We start from the raw sequence: 21,260 nt of genomic DNA, 5'->3' as shown, positions 1-21,260 counted from the left end.
AGGGTTTGCTGCAACTGCTGTGATCAGAAATCCGCGACCAGCGTGACGCTGAAGGTGCGCGGAGGACTGACGTAGAACAATGGCGCCGATGCTGCGATATTGCCGACTGCTACTGCATTGGTCGTGAACTGGCTGCCGCTGCCCGAACTCAGGCTCAGGAACTGCTTGTCGAAGATATTGTTGACGTTGAAGCGGACCGTCGGTTTCTTCAGCCAGGTGGACGACGGGAAGGTATAGCCGGCGCCGGCGTTGAATACGGTGTAGCCGCCGATGCTGTCGTCATTGACCAGTGTGGAGTAGCGCTTGCCGGTGTACTTGCCCTGGCCGAATACATACCAGTTGTCCTGCTGGTACTGCAGGCTCAGGCCGCTCAGCCAGTTCGGCGTATCGGGAAATTCCTTGCCTCCGGTAGGCAGCGAGGTGGTAGCCGAGAACGGCATGTCGCTGTCCATCTTGCTCTTGATATACGAGAGCGATCCGTACAGGCTCAGGTTCTTGGTAAGCGAGTAGCCGGATTCCAGTTCGAAACCCTTGGAGGTGGAATCGCCGACGTTATAGTCGGTGTTGCTGTTGGTGAGCGGATTGTAGGAACTCGCTATGCGGTTCTTGAAGTCAACATAGAACAGGGAGCCTGAAAATGTCCATTTGTCAGCCGCGTAACGATAGCCGAGATCATAGTTCCACGAGGTTTCCTTGTCGACCAGCGGATTGCGCACTGTGCCGCCGGTATACACGCCATTGACGATGGTGCCGCCGGAGATCAGACCGAAGTAGGAGAAGTTGCCTGGCGCCTTGAAGTTCTTAGCCGCATTGAAAAACACCGAATCCGTGGTCGTCAACTGATAGCGCGCACCGAAGCTAGGCAGCAGGTCGGAATACGATTTTTGCAGCGTATAGAAGCCCGGCGAGCTCTGGCTCGGATTGTTGGTGAAGTCGCGGTCGATGCTCGAATAGCGGGCGCCGATCTGCAGGTTCAGCTTGTCTTGCATCAGGCTGATATTGTCCTGCAAAAAGGCCGATTTTCCGGTGCTGATGGTCATGGTGTCGCGGTACTGCACGTAAGAGCCGTTCTGGTTCTTCAGCCACAGGTCGGGATTGTTGAGCCAGATATCGGCGGCGTTGCCGTTGTTGTCGATTGGCGTGTAAGGACCGGTTTGCTGATGGCGCGCCCGTTCGTACCAGTAGCCGACCATCAGCTTGTGGTTGTCGATCTGCTGGTTGTACTTGATCGTTACGCCCGGACGATAGGTGCGGGTGCGGCTGCCTTCGTAGGCGAACACGGTGTCCTTGGTGTCGCCGTCGCCGTTGACATCGCGCACGCCGCCGCCCAGCAGGTTGCCGGCATTGCCTTCGGTGACGGTCTGCAGCTGGTTGCCGCCGGTGCCGAAGCCGTACCACATGTAGGGGCTGACATCGACGCTAGAAGCCGGCGCCAGCTGGAAGTGAGCGTTCATGGTGGCGAGCCAGTTCTTGAACGGGTTCAGGTTATAGCCGTAGTACAGATTCTTGTTGCCGGTGTTGATGCCCGCATTCGGTCCGTAGGTCGAATCGTTCTGCGCGCCTGGACCGCCTGGCTGGTGCACCGGCGGCACCGTGCCAAAATCCAGGTTCGGACCATACTGGGCGATTTGCGCCTTGGTCAGCGAACGATAGTTGTTGTTGAGCGCCGAGTTGTACATGAAGCCAGTGTCGATATAGCTGCCGCCGCCGAGATCGAAGTTGCTGTTGAAATCGGTATGTTCCTTGTCGGCGCGGCCTTCGCCCTTGAATTTATCGGCCTGGGTCTTCGAGTAAGAGATGAAGAATTTGAAGCGGTCGTTGAACAGCTTGCCGGAATCGAAGCGGACATAACCCTTTTGCAGATGGTTCGAACCGAATGTGTATTCGGTGCGGAAACGCTGCTGGTCTTCCGGCGTGCACATGGTCATGCCGATGTTGCCGCCGGAAGCGCCGACGTGCGGCGCTTCGGTATCGGTGGAGCCTTGCGTGACAAAGATGTTGCAGAGGTTTTCAGCGTCGGTGTATTCCTGCGGATAGACGGCGAAGCTGCCGGAATCGTTGACCGGCGCGCCATTGATGGTGAAGCCCAGCTGGTCGCTGTTGAAGCCGCGCACCCGGACATTGCCGCCGAACAGGCCGCTGCCGTCCTGGTCGTAAGAATTCACGCCAGGCAGCAGGTTGATCATCTGGTACGGGTTGCCGGTGCTGCTTTGCTTTTCAATATAGCCGCGGTCGACCGAGCTGCGCGCCTTGGCCGACTCTTCCTGCTGGATCAAGCCGGTGCTGGTGCCGCCGCCGGCATCGCCCTGCACCGTGACCTTGCCGACATCGGAGGTGTCGGCGGCATGGACTAGCGGACTGGCGGCGATGAATAGCCCGGAAATCAGCAATGACAGCCGGGTGACTTTGAATTGCATGGTTCTACTCCCTGTAGTTTTTTGGTGTGTGCCTGGACAAAGCGTTCAGGCGAAGTCTTCAACTCGGTTTGCAAACTGCTGCTTCATCCCGCTCCCGGGATGAACTCCAACTCGGCGCTGAATCTGTGGGTGGCTTCGCCGGCCCAGCTGGACTCTGGAAAAGCGGTAAACGTGGCGCGGTTGATGGTCTTGCGGGCGGCTTCGTCGAGCAGCATGGAATTCGACGATTCGTCGATGCCTTGCTCGACCAGCGTGCCGTCGCGGTTGAGCACGAACCACACTTTGACCTTGCCTTGCGGCCGCTGCTGGCTGGCTTCACGGCCGGTCGGATAGCGCTTGATGCTGTTCAGGTGAGCGCGCAGCTTGCTGATGTAGCTGGCCTCGATGCTGGCGTTGTTCGGCTTAGCCACCGGCGCCGGCGGCGGCGTTTCCTGCGGCGGCGCCGCCGGCGCGGCTATCGGTGCGGCGATAGCCTTAGGCGGCGTTGGCGCCGCAACTTCGGCGCTCGGTGTGCTGCTGACCGGTGTCGCCGTGACTGTCTGCGGCGGGGCTGGCCGTGGCGGCTGCTGCGACGTCGGTTTTGCCACCGGCTGCGGCTTTACTTCCTGTGGCGGTGCAGGTGTCGGCGGCGTTGGGGCAACTACCGGCGACTCCGGCTCCATCAATGCAATCTGCACCAGCGAATCGTCGGCATGCGACTGGATCTTCACCGCCTTCTGGATGCCGGCAAAAACCAGAATCGCCAGGATCAGTACTGAAGGCAAGGTTGCCAGCGCATCGCGGAAGCGATAAAAGAACGGCATGTTCATCGTCGCCTGCATCACGGCTTACGGGTTGCAATGGAGATGGATTCGAAGCCGTTCTGCTTCAGGTTGTCCATGACTTCCACCAGCCGCTGCACTTCGACGCCGCGATCGCTGTTGACGATCACGTTGAGTTTTTCACCGTTCTTTTTCACCAGGTTCAAACGGCTAGCCAGCTCGCCGATCTTGGTGTCGACGCCATCGACCTGCAAGGCATCGTTGAGGCCAATGGTGATCACCGCCTTGTTTTGCGGCTTCAAATCCTGCGAGCTGCTGGCGCTAGGCAGATGCGTTTTCAGGCCCAGGGCCGGAATCACATTGAGACTGATCAGCACGAAAAACACCAGGAGAAACATCATGACGTCGATCATTGGAATGATTTCGACACGGGCTTTCCGTTTTTTTGGTTCGTCCCAACTACGCATTGCACTACCCCGATGTAAGAGTTGCGGTGATAGCGGAGCCGGCGCAAAGCTCCGCCCATGGCGTAGCCTGGCGCTGGCTAACCGCTATAATTTCTATAACTGTGCGGCAGAATAGCGAGGAATTATTTCGGCAGTATTACAATCGGAAACAATGTGGCGGTCGCGCCACGTGGCATCGGCAGTGCGCGTTCAGCGGCGCGGCACAGGGAAGAAGGACAGCAGCATCTTGATCGCATACACTACGATCAGCGAACCGGTGAGATCGCCGATCGACATGACGATCAGGCCGGACCAGAAGTGATAAGAAATTCCGCGCATGACAAACCACATCAACTGCAATAGCGGATTGGTCAAGCCGTACAGCAGGATGCAGGCCAGCAAGCGGGTGGTGGTCAGGTTGCCGAGCGAAGGCTGCAGACGCATTTCCTGCAAGGTGAAACGGTAGGCAAGGTAGGGCGCCAGCGCCGAGATCGCGCTGTAGCCGATGGTGGTGACGGGATCGCCGGGAAAGATGGCGTACATGCTGGAGGTAAGCAGCGAGGCGATCAGGATGCCGAATACGCCGGCTTCGGCAAATAGCAAAGTACAGATAAGCCTTATCCCTGCCGGCAGATAGATCCAGGCAATCCCTTGGGTAAACTCGATGTGCTTGAACAGCCAGTCATTGGTCATGTACACCAGCATATAGGCCACCACCGTGATGGTGATGGTCAGCAGGTGCAGACGGAATTTCTCGGCAAGGGGCGGAGTTGAAGGCATAGCGCGCGTATCTTACCGAACTATCTGGATATGTGTGGCAAGATGCTTGCAGCGACTATAAATTGACGGGTATGATCGTTACAAGAAATTAACTGCGTCAACAATGTTAGCTTTTCATTTTTCCTGCAGTTTATAAAATAGCCATGGACAAAAACAACCGACCTGCAGACATCTACGTGCGTTTTCTACAGCTGGCGAATGCGCTGCGCGGATTGCCGTCCTTGCCGTCGCTGGATCCGCTGGAAGACCGCATCCTGGCCTTTGTCGCCCGCGCCGGGCAGGCGCGTGAACGCCTTTCAGTGCGTGACATGATGGCGCAGAGCGAGCTCGGTTCACCGGCAATGCTGCATGCGCGCCTGAAGTCGATGCGGGAAAAGGGCTGGATCGTCCTGGCGGATACCGACGACACGCGCCGCAAGCAGATCGAGCTGAGCCAGGCGGCGTGGCTGCATTTCGACAAATTATCCAAATGCCTGGTGCAGGCGACACGGGACGTCAGTAAATAAGGCAGATGTTTCTGCTGCTACGGCAGCACCTTCTCACAAAAAGCCGAGGGCATATGCCTTCGGTTTTTTTTTTGCCTGCCGAATGTATCGAATGTAACAAGCGTGTCACATTTTATTTTTATAATTTGCTAACTCAATATCACCTACCTTTTTGTGAGCATCATGGACGCCATCAAGCAAGCACAGCACCGCAAGCCATTTACCAAAGCGTTCGGGCTGGCTTCGAGCATGACCCTGAGTTTGCTGGTTGCTGCTTGTGGCGGCAGCGACAGCAACATCGATGCCAGCGTCAAGGCTGCTTGGGTGGCGGTCGGCAGCAACAATCAGGCCACCGTCAGAGTAATCACCAGCGACGCTACCTGCCCCGACGTGCGCGACGGCTCCAGCTATGCAGCGATGACGGTGCGCGCAGCAGCCGCGACCGTGGCGCAGCGGCCGACCGCCAGCGCGGCCACGGATTCCAAGCCGTCTGCCTTCCCGGTCACTGCCTGCGAATACCAGGTACCGGCTGGCAGCAGCGGGGTCTCGGTCGGTTCCCGCAGCTTACCGCTGCCGAAGCAAGCGCCGCAACGCATCGTAGTGCTGGCGGATACCGGCTGCCGCCTGAAAAAAGCCGACAATGCGTGGCAAGCCTGTGATGACAGCGACTCTTGGCCATTTCCCGAAATTGCCAAGACCGCTGCCGCCATGAAGCCGGATCTGGTGCTGCATATCGGCGACTATCATTATCGCGAGAATGCCTGTCCGGCGGATATCGCCGGTTGCAAGGACAGTCCATGGGGCTACGGCTGGGATGCCTGGCAGGCGGATCTGTTCAAGCCGGCGGCGCCCTTGCTGGCAGCAGCGCCGTGGGTCATGGTGCGCGGCAACCACGAAGAATGCGCGCGCGCCGGCCAGGGCTGGTTCCGCTTTCTCGATACGCAAGCGCTTGATCCCAAGCGTTCCTGCGACGATCCTGCCAATGACGCTGCCGGCAACCTGTCCGATCCGTATGCCGTTGCGGTGGGCGCCGACACCCAGGTGATCGTGTTCGATTCGGCCAAGGCGGGCAGGGCAGCGCTGGCCACCAATGATCCGCAATTCGTCGCTTACCAGGCGCAGTTCCAGGCGGTCAACCGGCTGGCTGCGAAAGCTGGGGTCAACAGCATTTTCACTAATCATCATCCGATCCTCGGTTTCGCGCCGATCGCCGGTGCACCGCCGGCCCCGGGAAACCTGGCGTTGCAATCGGTGATGCAAAGCGTTAATCCGACCGCGTTCTATCCATCTGGCGTGAAGACGGCGATCCATGGTCACGTGCATGATTTTCAGGCCATCAATTTCTCCTCCGCGCATCCAGCCACTTTCGTCTCCGGCAACGGCGGCGATAACCTCGATGTGAATTTTGCCGATCCCTTCCCTGCCAACACCAATCCCGCGCCAGGAGCCGTCGTCGACAAGATTTCCCATACCAGCAGCTTCGGCTTCATGGTGATGGACCGTCAGAGCAATGGCACGTGGGCGTACAAGGCCTATACGCGCAAAGGCGTGCTGCTTACTACCTGTCTGCAAAGCGGTAACAACATCAGCTGCGACAAGACCGGCTTCCTGGCGCCAAACTGATGCGCTTGCTGGCGCTCAAGCGTATCTTGGGGGCTTTGCTCCTGCTGACTGTTTTGCCGCCGGCCCTGGCGGCCACGCCGCTCTATCCGGAAATGCCGGCGCCGGCTGCGAAGCCGGATGATGCGCCGGCACTGGTCGCGCTCGGCCGCAAACTGTTTTTCGATGAGCACCTGTCGGAGCCGCGCGGCACCAGTTGCGCCAGCTGCCACGCGCCGGCCCAGGCTTTTTCGGGCAACCACGGCTCGCGCATCGGCGTTGCGCTCGGTAGCCGTCCGGCCAGCCTGGGTACGCGTAATACTCCCTCGGTGTTGTATCTGCGTTATACGCCGCCGCGCTTTTTCTATCAGGACGATGATGCGCTGGCGCCGATTCCATTCGGCGGATTTTTCTGGGACGGACGCGCGGATAGCTTGGCGGAGCAGGCGCAAGGTCCTTTGTTCAATCCGCTGGAAATGAATAACCGCAACCCGCGCCAGCTTGCGCGAAAACTGGCGCAAGCTTATGCATCCGAAATGCGCGCGCAGTTCGGCGTTGCGATCTTCGAACGGCCGGAGCAGGCCAGCCAGGCAGCAGGCCAGGCGCTGCAAGCCTTTTTGCGCAGCGACGAAATGACCCCGTTCAGTTCCAGGTACGACGACTATATCCGCGGCGCTGGCAAGCTGAACGAGATGGAATTGCGCGGACTGCGCTTGTTCAAGGATCCTGACAAGGGTAACTGCGCGTCCTGCCACAAGTTCAACGACAAGTCCGCCAATCCGGCGCGCTCGATGTTTACCGATTTCGGCTACGACGCCGCGGCCGTGCCGCGCAACCGCCGCATCGCCGAAAACCGCAATCCAACATTCTACGACGTTGGCCTGTGCAAAACCGCTGCCGATTTGAAGTGGCCGGACAGCGGCCAGTGGTGCGGCTACTTCAAGACCCCTGGCTTGCGTAATGTCGCCGTGCGAGAAAGCTATATGCACAACGGCGTGTTTACTTCATTGCGCGATGCCGTCGCGTTCTACGCAACACGCGCCACCAGGCCGGGCGACTGGTACAAGACCGGAATCAAGTTCGACGACGTGCCGCCTGCCTATCGGGAAAACGTCAATATCAACTCGGTACCGTATAACCGGCGCGAAGGCAGTACGCCAGCGTTGAGCGACAGTGATGTCGACGATCTGGTGGCATTCTTGAAAACATTGACCGATGCTCAGTTTGTCAAATCGTCTGCAGAGTCTGTGCGCAAATAGAGCGGTCTGTGATATGCCGGAGTGGCCATTTCTCCGTGATCGCCGGACGCTTTTTCAGGTAAAACTTATGCATATCCCTATGAACAGGGGATGAAAATTAAGCAATACTAGAATCTTTCGTTGTCCACATGCTCGCGGCTACCCGTCAGCTGGCTTTTATTGGAGTGCTATGAAAGATGCTATTATTGGTGCTATTAACAATACTTTAAAGAGTATTTCTATGGCACACCTTATTCTTGCTGAAACCACCGCTAGTGTTTCCGAGTTAAAAAAAGATCCAATGGGGACTGTCGCTGCCGGTGAAGGATTTCCTGTGGCGATCTTGAACCGGAACCAGCCTGCCTTTTATTGCGTTCCGGCAAAGGCGTATGAGGCGCTGATGAATAAGCTGGAAGATATGGAGCTGAATGCCATTGCGGATGCACGTAGCGGCCAGGCGGTCATCAAGGTCAAGCTGGATGAACTTTGAGCTCGCGTTTCTTGAAGAAGCATTGAAGGAATGGCGCAAGCTCGATCAGGGCATACGCGAGCAATTCAAGAAAAAGCTGGAAGAGCGGTTGCTCAGCCCGCACCTACCGTCGGCACAACTTTCGGGCTCGCGCAGTCGCTACAAAATCAAGCTGCGGCAAGCCGGCTATCGTCTAGTTTACGAGGTCCGTGACAAACAGTTGATCGTGCTGGTCGTGGCAGTGGGCAAGCGCGAGCGCAATGCCGTCTACAAGGCTGCAGAAAGACGTTAGGGGGGAGCATAAGAGCTCCGCGGCAGGGGCCTGTCCTAGTTTTTGCCAAGAATGCTCAAGGCAACCGCTTCCGCCACCCGGATGCCGTCAATCGCCGCCGACATGATGCCGCCGGCATAACCCGCGCCTTCGCCCGCCGGGAACAGACCGGTGGTATTCAAGCTTTGCAGGCTGTCGTCGTGGCGTTTGATGCGGATCGGCGACGAGGTGCGGGTTTCGACGCCGGTCAGCACGGCATCGTTCATGGCGAAGCCGCGTATCTGCTTGTCGAAAACCGGCAAGGCTTCGCGGATAGCTGCAATCGCATAATCGGGCAGTGAAGTACTGAGATCGCCCAGCAGCACGCCCGGCTTGTAGGACGGAATCACGGAACCGAGCGTAGTCGAAGCGCGGCCGGCGATAAAATCGCCTACCAGCTGGCCGGGCGCGTCGTAAGTGCCGCCACCTAGTTCAAAGGCCCGCGATTCCCATTGCTGCTGGAAGGCGATCCCGGCCAGCGGGTGGCCTGGATAATCGGCCGGCGTGATGCCGACCACGATGCCGCTGTTGGCATTGCGCTCATTGCGCGAGTATTGGCTCATGCCGTTGGTGACCACGCGGCCCGGCTCAGAGGTGGCAGCCACTACAGTGCCGCCCGGGCACATGCAGAAACTGTAGACCGCGCGGCCGCGGGCTTGATCCGATTCGCAATGATGGACCAGCTTGTAATCGGCCGCGCCGAGAATCGGATGGCCGGCGCTCGGGCCGAAACGGCAGCGGTCGATCAGCGACTGCGGATGCTCGATGCGGAAGCCGAGCGAGAAAGGCTTGGCTTCGATGTAGACGCCGCGCTCGTACAGCATCTGGAAAGTATCGCGCGCGCTGTGGCCGATCGCCAGCACCACATGGTCGGTGACGATGGTTTCGCCGCTAGCCAGCACCACGGCCTGCACCTGGCCCTGGCCGTTCTCCGACTTGATGGCGATGTCTTCAACCTTTTGCTGGAAACGGAATTCGCCGCCCAGCGCCTCGATGGTGGCGCGCATCTGCTCGACCATCTTGACCAGGCGGAAGGTGCCGATATGCGGCTTGCTGACATACATGATTTCTTCCGGCGCGTCGGCCTTGACGAATTCGGTCAATACCTTGCGGCCGTAGTGCTTGGGATCCTTGATCTGGGTCCACAGCTTGCCGTCGGAAAAAGTGCCGGCGCCGCCTTCGCCGAACTGCACATTCGATTCCGGCTGCAGTTCGCGTTTGCGCCACAGGCCCCAGGTGTCCTTGGTGCGTTCGCGGACTGCCTTGCCGCGTTCCAGGATGATCGGATTGAAGCCCATCTGGGCCAGGATCAATCCGGCAAACAGGCCGCACGGCCCGGTGCCGATGACCACCGGCCGCGATTTCAGCTGGCCCGGGGCTTGCGCCACGAAGCGATAATTGGTGTCCGGCGTCGCCATCACGTTGCGATCGCCGGCGCGCCGTTCAAGGACCGCGCTTTCATCCCTGAGCTCGACATCCACCGTATAAGTCAGGATGACCGCGGATTTTTTACGGGCATCGTAACTGCGCCGGAAAATTGTGTAACCGAGCATTTCCTCAGCGGCGATCCCGAGCCGTTCCAGGATCGCGGCGTGCAGGGCGTCTTCAGGATGGTCCAGGGGGAGTTGTACTTCGTTCAATCGCAACATGGGTAATCCGGGAAGTCAGGTGGGGACAGGTCGCAAGCTTAGCCTGGCAAGGCCAAGGCGCTATCCCGCACATATTTTATAAAACGACAATGCCGTCTGGCAGGCCGCCATTTTACCTTAGGGCACGGCGCTACGGCTGTCTGCGCGGTATTTCGACGTTTTCAAAATCTGTATCTTTTGGAAACACAAAATTACAAGTGTCCTGATATTTATGACCTATATTTCAATCGTTGTCTGATGTTTTCAAACGAATGAAGGAGGTCCCCAATGAAGATCAAATCGATGTTGTGTGTCAGTGCCCTGGCTTTGAGCGCCGGATTCATGCTGCCGATGAGCCAGGCCCAAGCCCAGGCCTATGTGAATGTCCAGATCGGACAACCGCCGCCGCCGCGCTATGAAGTGGTGCCGTCGCCGCGTCGCGGTTTTGTCTGGGCGCCTGGATACTGGCGCTGGAACGGCCGCCGCCATGAGTGGGTCGGTGGCAGCTGGATCAGGGCACGGCCGGGTTACCGTTATGTGCCGCCAAGCTGGGTCAGAGGCCCGCGCGGAGATTGGCAAATGCAGCCGTACCGCTGGGCTCGCTAAACCCGTGCAAGGGCGCCTCAGGGCGCCCTTTTTGCGTTGGCGGCGGTAGTGCGCCGCTGTTCCTTGAGTAAGAAGCGCGCCGGATCGAGCGCTGCGGCCAGGTCGGCCTCGATTGGCAGCGGTTCGCCTTCCAGTTGCGCCGCCAGCAATTCTGCCGCCAGCGGCGCCCAGATCAATCCGCGCGAAGCGTAGCCAAGCAGGCTGTACAGGCCGGCATAGCGCGGCATATCTTTCAATTTCGCTTCGCGTACGCTGCTTGCTCCGTGCTGGTCCGGCACCGCGCCCACCAGCGGCAGGCGGTCGCTGGCAACGCAGCGGAAGCCGACCCGTCCGGCCAGCGGCAACGAGCCGGCGCTCCAGTCCGGCAGCATGTTGGCCAGACGCGCCAGGTTGTCGTCCTGGCTGTCCTGCCGCAAGGCCGGATCGGTATCCTCGCCGTAGGAAGCGCCGACGCTGCACACATTTCCACAGGGCGGGGTGAGATAGGCCTCGCCGCAAATCACCGACGCTGTCGGCGGCGCCTGGCTGACGTCGACATGGGTAATCTGTCCGCGGATGGCGGCCAGGGGCAAATCAGCCGCTTGCGGGAACTCGAGCGCGTCGCAGCCGTTAGCCAGTATCAATACCGGTGCGCTGGCAATTTCAGCACCGCCTTCAGCACGAACTATCCATTGTTGATGTTCATACTCAAGCTTTTCGATCCGCTGCCCGAACAGCATCTGCAAGCTGGCGCCGCAATCGTCCAGCATGGCCTGGCACAGGCTGCGCGGCTGCACCCAGCCGCCGGCCGGAAAATGCCAGCCGCCGTTGCTGACTGGGCTGCCGACCAGGCGCGCGGCGGCAGCTTGCTCCAGCCATTCCGCAAAATCGTCTGGATAACGCCAGTGGCTCACCAGCTGTTGCTGGGCCTTGGCGTGTTCGGCATCGCGCGCGATTTGCAGCACGCCGCAGGCTGCGCCCGTGAAGGCGTTGCCGATGCCGCCCAGCTGGCGCCAGACATGCTGGGCGAACAGGTAGGCGCTGCGGCTGAGGCGCGAACCTGGATTGTCGTCGCGCGACAGCAGCGGCATGAAAATACCGGCGATGTTGCCGGAGGCTTCCTGGGCGATGTCAGCATGGCGCTCGATCAGGGTCACCCTCCAGCCGCGCCGCGCCAGCCGCTGGCAGGCGGCGCTGCCTGCCAGTCCGGCGCCGATTACGATGGCATGGCGTGCGGTCGCCGGCGCGCTAGGTGCGATCGGGTGGCGCGCTGAAAAGCGCGGCGCAAAATGGGCGAGCAAGGGATCTTCCTCAAAGACAAAGCCTGCTTGTCGCAGCGCCGCCCGCTGTGCTGCAAGCGCTGCGGCGCCGGTAGCCGAGATGGCGAGACGGGCTTGCCTGGCCGCCAATCTGCCCAGCAAACCGAGCATGGACAGCGGCCACTCCTGCCAGCCGGCGCCGCGCAAATGGAAGGCGTCGACGCTAGCCACGATCTGGCGCAGGCAAGCGGCGCTGTCGCCGAACATCAGGGTCAGCACCAGCTGGCCGTCTTGCAGGAATAATCTGTGAAATCCCGGTACGGCTGGCGGCCATGCTGCGTGAAGTTCCGCCGCCAGTACCTGCCATTGCGGGTTTTTCACCAGCGTCTGCTGTAATGCGCGGCCGGGCACCAACGCCAGGTAGTGCAACTGGCGGGGAGGCCGGGTATCGTCGCGCCAGGCTTGCCAGGTCGCAAAGAACTGATCGCCATCGCCAAAATCGCTGTCGAGTAGCACGAAGCGATCCCTCCCTTGCCAGTGGCTGGAGTCATTTGGCAAGGCCGGGGTTGGATGGTTGAGCGACAAAGTGGCAAGAGGTTGGTGGTCAATAAGCGATTATAGGCAGTATCGCGCCTGCAGCGCAGGCGGTTTGATCTATATCAAAGCGCTTACCGACCCAGCCCGCTACGCTGTGACTATGGATACAGCCAATCGCCGGAGCCGCCACATGTCAACTTCCCTGCAACCGATCGCCGCGGCCACACCGCTGGCTGCGCTGGCGTTTGAACCGGCGCTGTTGCGCAAGCTGAGCCAGCTCGGGCCACGCTATACCTCCTATCCGACGGCAGACAGGTTCTCCGCGGAATTCGACGCCACAGCCTATTGCCAGGCAGTCGCGGAACGGCGCGCGATGGGTGCGCGGCATGCCTTGTCGCTATACGTGCACATCCCGTTTTGCGCTACGGTCTGCTATTACTGCGCCTGCAACAAGGTCGTCAGCAAGATCCTGAGCAAGGCTGCCGTTTACCTGACCTATCTGCAGCGCGAGATTGCGATGCAGGCAGCCTTGTTTGACGGCATGAACCAGGTCGAGCAGCTGCACTTCGGCGGCGGCACCCCGACCTATCTTAGCGATCGCCAGATGAGCGAGTTGATGGAGCATCTGCACCAGCATTTCCAATTCGCGCCCGATCAGCTGGGAGAATATTCGATAGAAGTCGATCCGCGCACTGTCACCCCGAAGCGGATTGTCACGTTGCGCCGCCAAGGCTTCAACCGGCTTAGCCTGGGCGTGCAGGATTTCGATCCGGCAGTGCAGAAGGCGGTCAATCGGATCCAGGCTGAGGAAGACACGCTGCGCATCATCGACGCTGCCCGCTTCGCCGGTTTCCGTTCGGTCAGCATCGACCTGATCTATGGTCTGCCCAAGCAGAGCCTGGCATCGATTGCGCAAACGCTGGAAAAAGTGATCGCCGCGGCGCCGGATCGCATCGCTATCTACAACTATGCCCACATGCCGCAGCTGTTCAAGCCGCAGCGGCGGATTGCCGACAGCGACCTGCCGCCGGCCGCGGACAAGATCGACATGCTGTTCCTGTGCATCCAGCGCCTGACCGAGGCCGGCTATGTCTACATCGGCATGGATCATTTCGCCAAGCCGGAAGACGACCTGGCGGTAGCGCAGCGGCAAGGGCGCTTGCACCGCAATTTCCAAGGCTATTCGACCCATGCCGAGGCCGACCTGGTGGCGTGCGGGGTGTCGGCGATCAGTGCGGTCGGCGCCAGCTACAGCCAGAACGAAAAGACGCTGGAAGCCTACTATCAGCGGCTCGACCGCCAGCAATTGCCGGTTGCGCGCGGGATTCAGCTGAACATGGATGACCTGCTGCGACGCCTGATCATCCAGCGCCTGATGTGCAATTTCGAGCTTTCGCTCGCCTCGATCGAGATGGCCCATCCGATCAGGTTCAGCGACTATTTCGCTGTCGAGCTTGCGAGCTTGAGATTGCTGGAAGCCGATGGCCTGCTGACCCTGGATGAAGAGTGGATCAGCGTGACCATGAAGGGCCGCTTGCTGATCCGAAATATCTGCATGGTGTTTGACCGCTACCTGGATCCGGAGAAAAGCCCGCTGCGCTACTCAAAGACCATTTGAGGGAATTCAGCTACAAGCTTCCGCGCCTGTCGCCAGCGCCTTCAGCAACGGCAAGTCGATCAGTTCGATATCGCGGTTGCTGACTTTCAGCATGCCGTCCTTCTTGAGCTTGGACAGCAAGCGGCTGATGCTTTCTATCGTCAGGCCGAGATAGTTGCCGATGTCTTCGCGCGTCATGCGCAGCTGAAAGCTGCTGGGCGAATAGCCGCGCGCCGCATAGCGCGACGACAGGTTCACCAGGAAAGCGGCAAAGCGCTGCTCCGCGCGCATATTGCCGAGCAACAGGATGACGCTTTGCTCGCGCGTGATTTCCTTGCTCATCATGCGATGGAAATGGCGCAGCAAAGTCGGAATCTCGCCAAACAATTCTTCCAGCCGGACGAACGGAATTTCACAGACCTCGCTATCTTCCAGCGCTACCGCATCGCATTGATGGGTATCGGTGCTGATCGCATCCATGCCCAGCAATTCCCCGCTCATCTGAAAGCCGGTAATCTGCTGCGCGCCGTCGGGATTGGTTTGCGAAGTCTTGAACTGGCCGACCCGCACCGCATACAGGGAACTGAATTTGTCGCCGATACGATACAGGCTGTCTTCGCGCGCTATGCGGCGGCGGCCGATAATGCTGTCCAGCCGCTGCATTTCAGGCTCATCCAGCCCCATCGGCAGGCATAGCTGGTGCATGCTGCAAGACGAGCAGCTGCTGCGCAGGGCGCGGATGTCCAGCAGTGGCGCGGCACGGGATGGGGTGTGATTCATAGACAGGTCCGATGGATGGCGTGGCGTTGCAACTTGCCAAGATTCTCCATTCTACTGCCATGTACCCTGCTACGGTCATAATCCGCAGGCAATCGCATCCTGCTCAATTGACGATGGCGGCGGCGCTGGTCGGCACGCCGGAAAAATCGGTCCAGCAATGACGCCTGAAATCGTACAGCTTGCAGCGCCGTGCCGTATCAAAGTACCAGCGCCAGGAAAATTTCTGGATCACGATGCGCAAGGGCAGCATGGTTTCCAGGATCCGCTGCGCTTCCTGCAGGCGATACAGCGGGATGCTCATGTCGACATGGTGCGCGGTGTGCTCCATGATGTGATGCAGCAGCGCGCCGATGCGGTAGCGGAAGGTCAGGTGCACGGTGGTCGAGACAAACGGCTGCGCCGCCGCCCACACGGTTTTCTGGTCATACCAGGCGACCCCGGTGTGGGTGTGATGGACGTACACGACAAAGCCGATCATCGCATTCCAGAACAGCAAAGGCGTTATGAATCCTGCCAGCAGGGTCAGCCATATCGGCTGCGCGGTACTCAGCGCCGCGGCCACCAGCAAGGCCACCCAGACCAGAGCGACGGCCGTGACCAGGATGCCATCCCAGACGAACACCGGGCGCCGGGTCGGCATGGTGCGGCGGTTCGGAAAGTACATGCGTTGCCACCACATTTCCACCAGATAGTAGAGCCAGGGCGCCCAGCCGCTGCGATAGATGCGTTCCAGCCACTGGCGCCGGCGCGGCAGCGCCTGAAATTCTTCCAGCGACAGTGGATGCCATACGAAATCGAAACCCTTCAGGTTGGTGTAGCCGTGATGTACCACGTTATGGCCCACATCCCACAGGCTGTAGGGCGTCAGCGACGGCAGGAACAGCAAGCGGCCGAGCCAGCGATTGAAGCGCCGGTGCGGGGTAAAGCTTTGATGGCAGGCATCATGGCCGAGGATGAACAGGCGGCCGATGATGAAACCGGCGACAGCCCCGAACAGCAGCTTCGCGGCGACATGCTGCAGCCAGACGGTGGCGCTGAGCGACATTGCAAACAGCACCAGGTCGAGCAGCACCAATATCAACGCCCGGCCGGTATTGCGGCGGGCAAGCGGCAGCAGCCAGGAGCGGATGGTTTTTCGATGCGGCATGGCCGCCGATGGCGATACCGGCTCCGGCAAGTGAGATACATTCATTTAGCAAACCTTTGACATAAAGACGACGCCGACCGATCTTAGAAGACTTGACGCGGCCCGGCGTTGATTTCGATCAAAGATCATGCAGATTGCAGAACCGCGTTGACGTCGCCTAGAAGCGGTAGCCGACGCCCATGCCGAGCAGCCATGGATCGATCTGGACGCGGCTGATTTTCTCGCCGCCGGCATACACATCGCTGCGGATTTGCAGTTTTTTCACGTCCAGGTTCAAGGACCAGTTTTTATCCAGCTTGTAGTCGAGTCCGGCCTGCAATGCCAGCCCCCAGCTGCTATGTTCCAGTTGCGCCGCGCCGTCCAGCAGGTCGACGTTGGAAATGTGCGTGTAGTTGAGGCCGGCGCCGAGGTAAGGACTGAAAGCGGCCTGCGGCAGGAAGTGATACTGCAAGGTGAGTGTCGGCGGCAGGTGCTTGAAGCTGCCGATTTTCTTGCCATCCAGCGTGACGTCCTGCTTTTGCGGATAGGTCAGCACCAGTTCGGTCGCCCAGTTCTCCGTGAAGAAGTAGGAAATATCGACTTCGGGGATGGTCTTGGAATTGACCTGCAAGCGGTCCGATGCGCCTGTGCCGCCTACCGCATCCGATTTGTTTGCCGGTTTCAGGTAGTCGGCGCGCAGCCGCACCTGCCATGGGCTTTCCTGCGCCATGCTGTTTGCTGCCAGGCCCAGTGTCGATAACGCCAATATGCATGCAGTGATTTTCATATCCGATTCCCGTTCAGTCTGTGTCGTGGTCTGTATTGACCTGCACTGTAAAAGGGAAGGCTGCAATATGCTTTGATGTAAATCAAGTCATGGGTAGAACGGCAAAGCAGCGGGACCGTCGGCAGGTTTCAGTAAACGCGTTTCACCGAATAGCCGCGCTGCTGCAGGATCGCCAGTACGCTGTTTGGCCCGACCAGATGCAGCATGCCGATGGCGACGAAGGGATCGTTTGCCGAAGCCGTCAGTTTTGCGATGCCGTCGGCCAGGCCGGGATTTCTGCCGTCGAGCAGGGCGCGCTGCATGAATTTGCTGGCGAAGCTGTCTTCGGCGTTCATTTCCGCTAGCATCGCCGCCAGGCCGTCGATATCGCCATTGCGCCACAAGTTGACGAGGTCCAGGGAGCGATGGGCTTTGGCTGGATCCTGTATTTCGTCGACGCTATCCTGCAGGAACTGGACTTGCTCGGCGGGCGACAGGTTGCCCAGCAACGCCAGCTGCGCCTCGGCGGTTTCCAGTTCGACCAGGCGTTTGTTGCTGCTTTTCGCCAGGCTGGCGAGCGTGCTGTCGACCCCATATTGGGACAGATAACCTTGGCTGGCGTATTCACTGATGCCAAGCATGGTCGCGATCAGCCATGGTTTCAGGCTGGCGACCTGCTCTGGCGTCATATCGTATTTTTCCAGCAGTGCGGTCAGTTGCTTTTGCAGCTTTGGCGGCAAATCTTTCTGGTGCGGTTTGCCGTCCAGGTAGAAACCATATTTTTTCATCAGCGGAATCATGGCCTGGGTATTGCCAGGATCGATTTCCAGGGCGAGACAGCAAGATTGTTGCAGAGCTTGCAATATTTTTGCGTCCAGCGGATAGAAATCCGCCTTGCCGACGTGGATGGTGCCGAATACATAGGCGCTATGGCCATCGCGCTGGATCTGGAACATGGCGCCGCCCTGGCGCACGGCGGCGGACGGTTGCAGGGAGGCGCCGGCAAGGGTGTCCTGGGCGAACAGCGGCGCTGCGCCAGCCAGCAACGTCCCCAGGCCGAGGGCAAGCAGCAGGCGGCGTAACAAGCGGAGACCGTGCCAGGGCCCGTGCAATTGTGCGAGTAATGTCACTATAATCTGACGAAACACAGCTTCCCCTTTGGTTAACGAGTTCAACGATTTTAATTCCGGCCCAAGCGCCGGCGCACATCATGGTAATGGATACAGGCAGTAAAAAAACAAAGGGAAAGAATAATACGGCGCTCTGGCTGTTCGATCTGGACAATACTTTGCACAATGCTTCGCATGCGATTTTCCCCGCTATCCATGTCAACATGAATGCTTTCATGGCGCGCACCCTGGGCAGCGGCGGCGTCGACGCCGATGTCGCCACCGTCAATGCCGTTCGTGAAAACTACTGGCGGCGCTATGGCGCGACCCTGCTCGGCATGGTAAAACATCATCAGGTGCGGCCCGAGGATTTCTTGCGCGAGGCGCACCGCTTCGACGATCTGCTGGGCATGATCCGGGCCGAACGCGGCCTGATCAATCTGCTGAAACGTCTGCCAGGCCGCAAGATCCTGCTGACCAATGCGCCGCTGCGTTATTCAGGCGACGTCGTGCGCCACCTGCGCCTGCAGCGTCATTTCGGCAAGCATATTTCGATCGAATCCATGCATGTGCACCGCCAGCTGCGGCCGAAGCCGTCGCGCCACCTGCTGCGGCAGCTGATCGCGCGCGAGAAGGTGCCGGCGCGGCGCTGTATCCTGGTGGAGGATACCATCGCCAACCTCAGGGCCGCCAAATGGGTCGGCATGCGCACGGCATGGGTGACGCAGTACCTGAAGGACCAGTCAAATACGATAAAGCGCCCCAATTACGTCGATGTCAAAGTAAAATCCGTCCGTCAGCTGAGCAAGAATCTGCACCGTCTGCGTTGAGGTCCCGCTAGTGGCTAGAGGGAGGTTTAACGCGCAGGCCCCGTTTCAGCTGCAGTTTTCCTTATCTCCATCATTACTAAAATAAAAAATCATGGCTACTAGCAAACCAGGCGAGCGTAAATTACAAATCCTTCAGACCCTAGCGGTCATGCTGGAACAACCCAAAGGGGAAAAGATCACCACGGCTGCGCTGGCCGCCAGGATCGAGGTGTCCGAGGCGGCGCTGTACCGCCATTTCGCCAGCAAGGCGCAGATGTTCGAAGGCTTGATCGAATTTATCGAGACGACCGTATTCGGCCTGGTCAACCAGATTACCGAACAGCAGGAAAAGGGACTGCATCAGGCGCAGGCGATTACCTTGATGCTGTTGAATTTTGCCGAACGCAATCCAGGCATGACCCGGGTCATGATCGGCGATGCGCTGATCAACGAGGACGAGCGCCTGCAGCTGCGCATGAACCAGTTCGTCGACCGTATCGAATTGGCGCTGAAGCAGGCGCTGCGCACCGCCGCCGCGCAAGGCGAAGCGAATGAAGCGGAAACCGCAATGCGCGCCAACATTCTGACCAGTTTCGTGCTGGGACGCTGGCAGCGTTTCGCCAAGAGCCGTTTCCAGCACAAGCCCAGCGCCGACGCCGCGCAGCAGGTCGCGCTGATGCTGGTCTGATTTTTTTGCTACCATCGCTGGCTAGCGTCGTGCCGGCCGGCTTGGCTGGCGCGCGCCGTACAACTCAATGGAGCAGAACAGATGAAAAAAGCATGGTTGGGGACGACCGTTTCCGCAGCACTGGCAATCACCCTGGCCGCCGGCAGCAGCGGCGCATATGCTCAGATCAAGGTCGGCGTGAGCGTTTCCGCCACCGGCCCGGCGGCGTCGCTGGGTATTCCGGAGAAAAACACGTTTGCTCTGCTGCCCAAGGAAATCGCCGGCCAGAAGGTGCAGTACATCGTGCTGGATGACGCCACCGATAGCACTACGGCGGTAAAGAACGCACGCAAACTGATCAGCGAAGAAAAGGTCGATCTGCTGATCGGTTCGACCGCGGTGCCTGGTTCGCTGGCGATGAGCGATGTCGCCGCCGAGTCCGGCACGCCGATGATTTCGATGGCGGCTTCGGCTTCATTGGTCGAGCCGGTCGACGCCAAGCGCCGCTGGATTTTCAAGACGCCGCAGAACGATTCGCACATGGCAACCGCGATCATCGCCCACATGGCCGATGCCGGCGTCAAGAGCGTGGCCTTTATCGGCTTCTCGGATGCCTACGGCGAAGGCTGGTACCGCGAATTTTCCAAGCTGGCCGAGCTGCGCAAGATCAAGATCGTCGCCAATGAACGGTTCGCCCGTCCCGACACCTCCGTGACCGGCCAGGTCTTGAAGATAGTCAGCGCCAATCCGGATGCCGTGCTGATCGCCGGCGCCGGCACGCCCGCCGCCTTGCCGCAAAAAACCTTGAAAGAACGGGGCTACAAAGGCAAGATCTATCAGACCCACGGTGTCGCCAACAATGATTTCCTGCGCGTCTGCGGCAAGGATTGCGAAGGCACTTTCCTGCCTGCCGGACCGTTGCTGGTGGCGGAGCAGCTACCTGACAGCAATCCGGTCAAGAAATCCGCCATGGCCTACCGCAGCGCCTATGAAAAGGCCTACGGCGTCGGCAGCATTTCCACTTTCGGCGGTCATGCCTGGGATGCCGGCATGCTGCTCGGCGCGGCTGCGCCAGCGGCGCTCAAGAAAGCTCAGCCTGGCACCAAAGAGTTCTGCGCCGCGTTGCGTGACAGTATTGAAGCCATCAAGAACCTGCCGGTCTCGCAAGGCATCGTCAACATGAGCCCGACCGATCACGTCGGTTTCGATCAACGCGCACGGGTGATGGTGGAAATCGTCAACGGCAAATGGAAGCTGCTGGGCGCTGCGCAATAACGCCGCATAGAAAAAGCATGGATCTTTCAATCGCCGCCATCCTGGCTCAGGATGGCATCACCAGCGGCGCCGTTTATGCGCTGCTGGCTCTGGCGCTGGTGCTGGTATTTTCGGTTACCCGCGTCATCTTTATCCCGCAGGGCGAATTCGTGGCGTTCGGCGCCTTGACGCTGGCGGCCATCCAGGCCGACAAGTTTCCCTTGTCGGCAACGCTGCTGGTGGCGCTCGGGGTATTGAGTTTCATCCAGGAAGCTGCAATGCTGCTGGCCGGCCGCAGCGGCGAAAGCCGCGCGACGCTGGTCAAGCGCGGCGGCCTTGCCTTGCTCAAATTCGTCCTGTTGCCGTTCATTGTCTATGGCGTCGCCCGCCTGTACGGCCACGCCTCTCTGGCCATGCCTTTGCAGGTCTTGCTGACGCTGGCGATCGTGGTGCCGATGGGACCAATGGTGTACCGGCTGGCATTCCAGCCGCTGGCGGAAGCCAGCACCCTGGTGTTGCTGATTGTCTCGGTAGCGGTGCACTATGCCTTGATCGGCATCGGCCTGCTGATGTTTGGCGCCGAAGGTTCGCGCACCGCACCATTTTCCGACGCGCGTTTCGACATCGGCGGCCTGACT

The 21,260-nt window shown here is 59.5% G+C and carries 20 protein-coding genes and 1 pseudogene; 11 read left to right on the top strand and 10 right to left on the bottom strand.

The features are described 5' to 3' along the window. Positions 1 to 23: 23 nt before the first annotated feature. The 4 genes from VNZ65_RS14945 to VNZ65_RS14930 form a co-directional block, all read right to left on the bottom strand. Entirely contained in the window at positions 24 to 2,417 is a 2,394-nt protein-coding gene (locus VNZ65_RS14945) for a TonB-dependent receptor (protein ID WP_325670311.1), read from the bottom strand. A gap of 83 nt (positions 2,418 to 2,500) precedes the next feature. Beyond that, on the bottom strand, positions 2,501 to 3,220 hold the full coding sequence (locus VNZ65_RS14940; protein WP_325670310.1) for a TonB family protein: 720 nt from the start codon (positions 3,218 to 3,220) through the stop codon (positions 2,501 to 2,503). A gap of 17 nt (positions 3,221 to 3,237) precedes the next feature. Then, on the bottom strand, positions 3,238 to 3,645 hold the full coding sequence (locus tag VNZ65_RS14935) for a biopolymer transporter ExbD (RefSeq protein ID WP_325670309.1): 408 nt from the start codon (positions 3,643 to 3,645) through the stop codon (positions 3,238 to 3,240). Between the two features lie 189 nt (positions 3,646 to 3,834). Further along, positions 3,835 to 4,404 carry a hypothetical protein gene (locus tag VNZ65_RS14930; protein ID WP_325670308.1) on the bottom strand — a complete coding sequence of 190 codons (570 nt, stop codon included), beginning with the start codon at positions 4,402 to 4,404 and terminating at the stop codon, positions 3,835 to 3,837. A 143-nt stretch (positions 4,405 to 4,547) separates the two neighbouring features. On the opposite strand from VNZ65_RS14930, the gene VNZ65_RS14925 reads away from it, so the two are divergent. The 5 genes from VNZ65_RS14925 (at position 4,548) to VNZ65_RS14905 (ending at position 8,487) form a co-directional block, all read left to right on the top strand. Beyond that, positions 4,548 to 4,910, top strand: coding sequence for a winged helix-turn-helix domain-containing protein (locus tag VNZ65_RS14925; protein ID WP_325670307.1), 363 nt, complete (start codon positions 4,548 to 4,550; stop codon positions 4,908 to 4,910). Positions 4,911 to 5,138: 228 nt separating this feature from the next. Beyond that, a complete protein-coding gene (locus tag VNZ65_RS14920; protein ID WP_325670362.1) occupies positions 5,139 to 6,512 on the top strand; it encodes a metallophosphoesterase in 1,374 nt (457 codons plus the stop codon). Further along, complete coding sequence (locus VNZ65_RS14915) at positions 6,512 to 7,747, top strand: cytochrome-c peroxidase (protein ID WP_325670306.1); 1,236 nt, start codon at positions 6,512 to 6,514, stop codon at positions 7,745 to 7,747. Before VNZ65_RS14920 ends, VNZ65_RS14915 begins: the two co-directional genes overlap by 1 nt. A 220-nt stretch (positions 7,748 to 7,967) precedes the next feature. Beyond that, positions 7,968 to 8,216 (top strand): type II toxin-antitoxin system Phd/YefM family antitoxin, encoded by a 249-nt coding sequence (locus VNZ65_RS14910; RefSeq protein WP_325670360.1) that lies wholly within the window; start codon positions 7,968 to 7,970, stop codon positions 8,214 to 8,216. Continuing rightward, complete coding sequence (locus VNZ65_RS14905; protein ID WP_325670305.1) at positions 8,206 to 8,487, top strand: type II toxin-antitoxin system RelE/ParE family toxin; 282 nt, start codon at positions 8,206 to 8,208, stop codon at positions 8,485 to 8,487. Before VNZ65_RS14910 ends, VNZ65_RS14905 begins: the two co-directional genes overlap by 11 nt. Positions 8,488 to 8,522: 35 nt before the next feature. On the opposite strand, the gene VNZ65_RS14900 is transcribed toward VNZ65_RS14905, so the two are convergent. Continuing rightward, positions 8,523 to 10,154 (bottom strand): NAD(P)/FAD-dependent oxidoreductase, encoded by a 1,632-nt coding sequence (locus VNZ65_RS14900; protein WP_325670304.1) that lies wholly within the window; start codon positions 10,152 to 10,154, stop codon positions 8,523 to 8,525. 267 nt (positions 10,155 to 10,421) lie between these two features. Between VNZ65_RS14900 and VNZ65_RS14895 the strand changes: the two genes are divergently transcribed. Further along, positions 10,422 to 10,739 carry a YXWGXW repeat-containing protein gene (locus VNZ65_RS14895; RefSeq protein WP_325670303.1) on the top strand — a complete coding sequence of 106 codons (318 nt, stop codon included), beginning with the start codon at positions 10,422 to 10,424 and terminating at the stop codon, positions 10,737 to 10,739. A gap of 17 nt (positions 10,740 to 10,756) precedes the next feature. Here the strand turns inward: VNZ65_RS14895 and mnmC are convergent, their stop codons facing one another. After that, positions 10,757 to 12,493 carry an FAD-dependent 5-carboxymethylaminomethyl-2-thiouridine(34) oxidoreductase MnmC gene (gene mnmC, locus VNZ65_RS14890; RefSeq protein WP_325670302.1) on the bottom strand — a complete coding sequence of 579 codons (1,737 nt, stop codon included), beginning with the start codon at positions 12,491 to 12,493 and terminating at the stop codon, positions 10,757 to 10,759. Between the two features lie 211 nt (positions 12,494 to 12,704). On the opposite strand from mnmC, the gene hemN reads away from it, so the two are divergent. After that, positions 12,705 to 14,132 carry an oxygen-independent coproporphyrinogen III oxidase gene (hemN, locus tag VNZ65_RS14885; protein ID WP_325670301.1) on the top strand — a complete coding sequence of 476 codons (1,428 nt, stop codon included), beginning with the start codon at positions 12,705 to 12,707 and terminating at the stop codon, positions 14,130 to 14,132. Between the two features lie 6 nt (positions 14,133 to 14,138). On the opposite strand, the gene fnr is transcribed toward hemN, so the two are convergent. From fnr to VNZ65_RS14865, 4 genes are all read right to left on the bottom strand, one after another. Beyond that, entirely contained in the window at positions 14,139 to 14,891 is a 753-nt protein-coding gene (gene fnr, locus VNZ65_RS14880) for a fumarate/nitrate reduction transcriptional regulator Fnr (protein WP_325670300.1), read from the bottom strand. A gap of 103 nt (positions 14,892 to 14,994) precedes the next feature. Continuing rightward, entirely contained in the window at positions 14,995 to 16,083 is a 1,089-nt protein-coding gene (locus VNZ65_RS14875) for a fatty acid desaturase (RefSeq protein WP_325670299.1), read from the bottom strand. 112 nt (positions 16,084 to 16,195) lie between these two features. Next, the gene (locus VNZ65_RS14870) at positions 16,196 to 16,804 is read right to left on the bottom strand and encodes an OmpW/AlkL family protein (protein ID WP_325670298.1); all 609 of its coding nucleotides are present in this window, start codon (positions 16,802 to 16,804) and stop codon (positions 16,196 to 16,198) included. 128 nt (positions 16,805 to 16,932) lie between these two features. Further along, complete coding sequence (locus tag VNZ65_RS14865; RefSeq protein ID WP_325670297.1) at positions 16,933 to 17,868, bottom strand: TraB/GumN family protein; 936 nt, start codon at positions 17,866 to 17,868, stop codon at positions 16,933 to 16,935. A 125-nt stretch (positions 17,869 to 17,993) separates the two neighbouring features. On the opposite strand from VNZ65_RS14865, the gene VNZ65_RS14860 reads away from it, so the two are divergent. The 4 genes and pseudogenes from VNZ65_RS14860 to VNZ65_RS14845 form a co-directional block, all read left to right on the top strand. Then, positions 17,994 to 18,722, top strand: a complete 729-nt coding sequence (locus VNZ65_RS14860) for a pyrimidine 5'-nucleotidase (protein WP_325670296.1) — start codon at positions 17,994 to 17,996, stop codon at positions 18,720 to 18,722. Positions 18,723 to 18,813: 91 nt separating this feature from the next. Continuing rightward, positions 18,814 to 19,389 carry a nucleoid occlusion factor SlmA gene (gene slmA / locus VNZ65_RS14855; protein WP_061944824.1) on the top strand — a complete coding sequence of 192 codons (576 nt, stop codon included), beginning with the start codon at positions 18,814 to 18,816 and terminating at the stop codon, positions 19,387 to 19,389. A gap of 81 nt (positions 19,390 to 19,470) precedes the next feature. Beyond that, positions 19,471 to 20,643, top strand: coding sequence for an ABC transporter substrate-binding protein (locus VNZ65_RS14850; RefSeq protein WP_325670293.1), 1,173 nt, complete (start codon positions 19,471 to 19,473; stop codon positions 20,641 to 20,643). A gap of 17 nt (positions 20,644 to 20,660) precedes the next feature. Continuing rightward, positions 20,661 to 21,260 (top strand): annotated as a pseudogene (locus VNZ65_RS14845) (branched-chain amino acid ABC transporter permease); the annotation flags it as partial.

Source organism: Collimonas sp., from assembly GCF_035566555.1.
Taxonomy (GTDB): domain Bacteria; phylum Pseudomonadota; class Gammaproteobacteria; order Burkholderiales; family Burkholderiaceae_D; genus Collimonas.
Note: the sequence above shows the minus strand (reverse complement) of the source record. Positions and strands in the feature narration are given on the sequence as shown.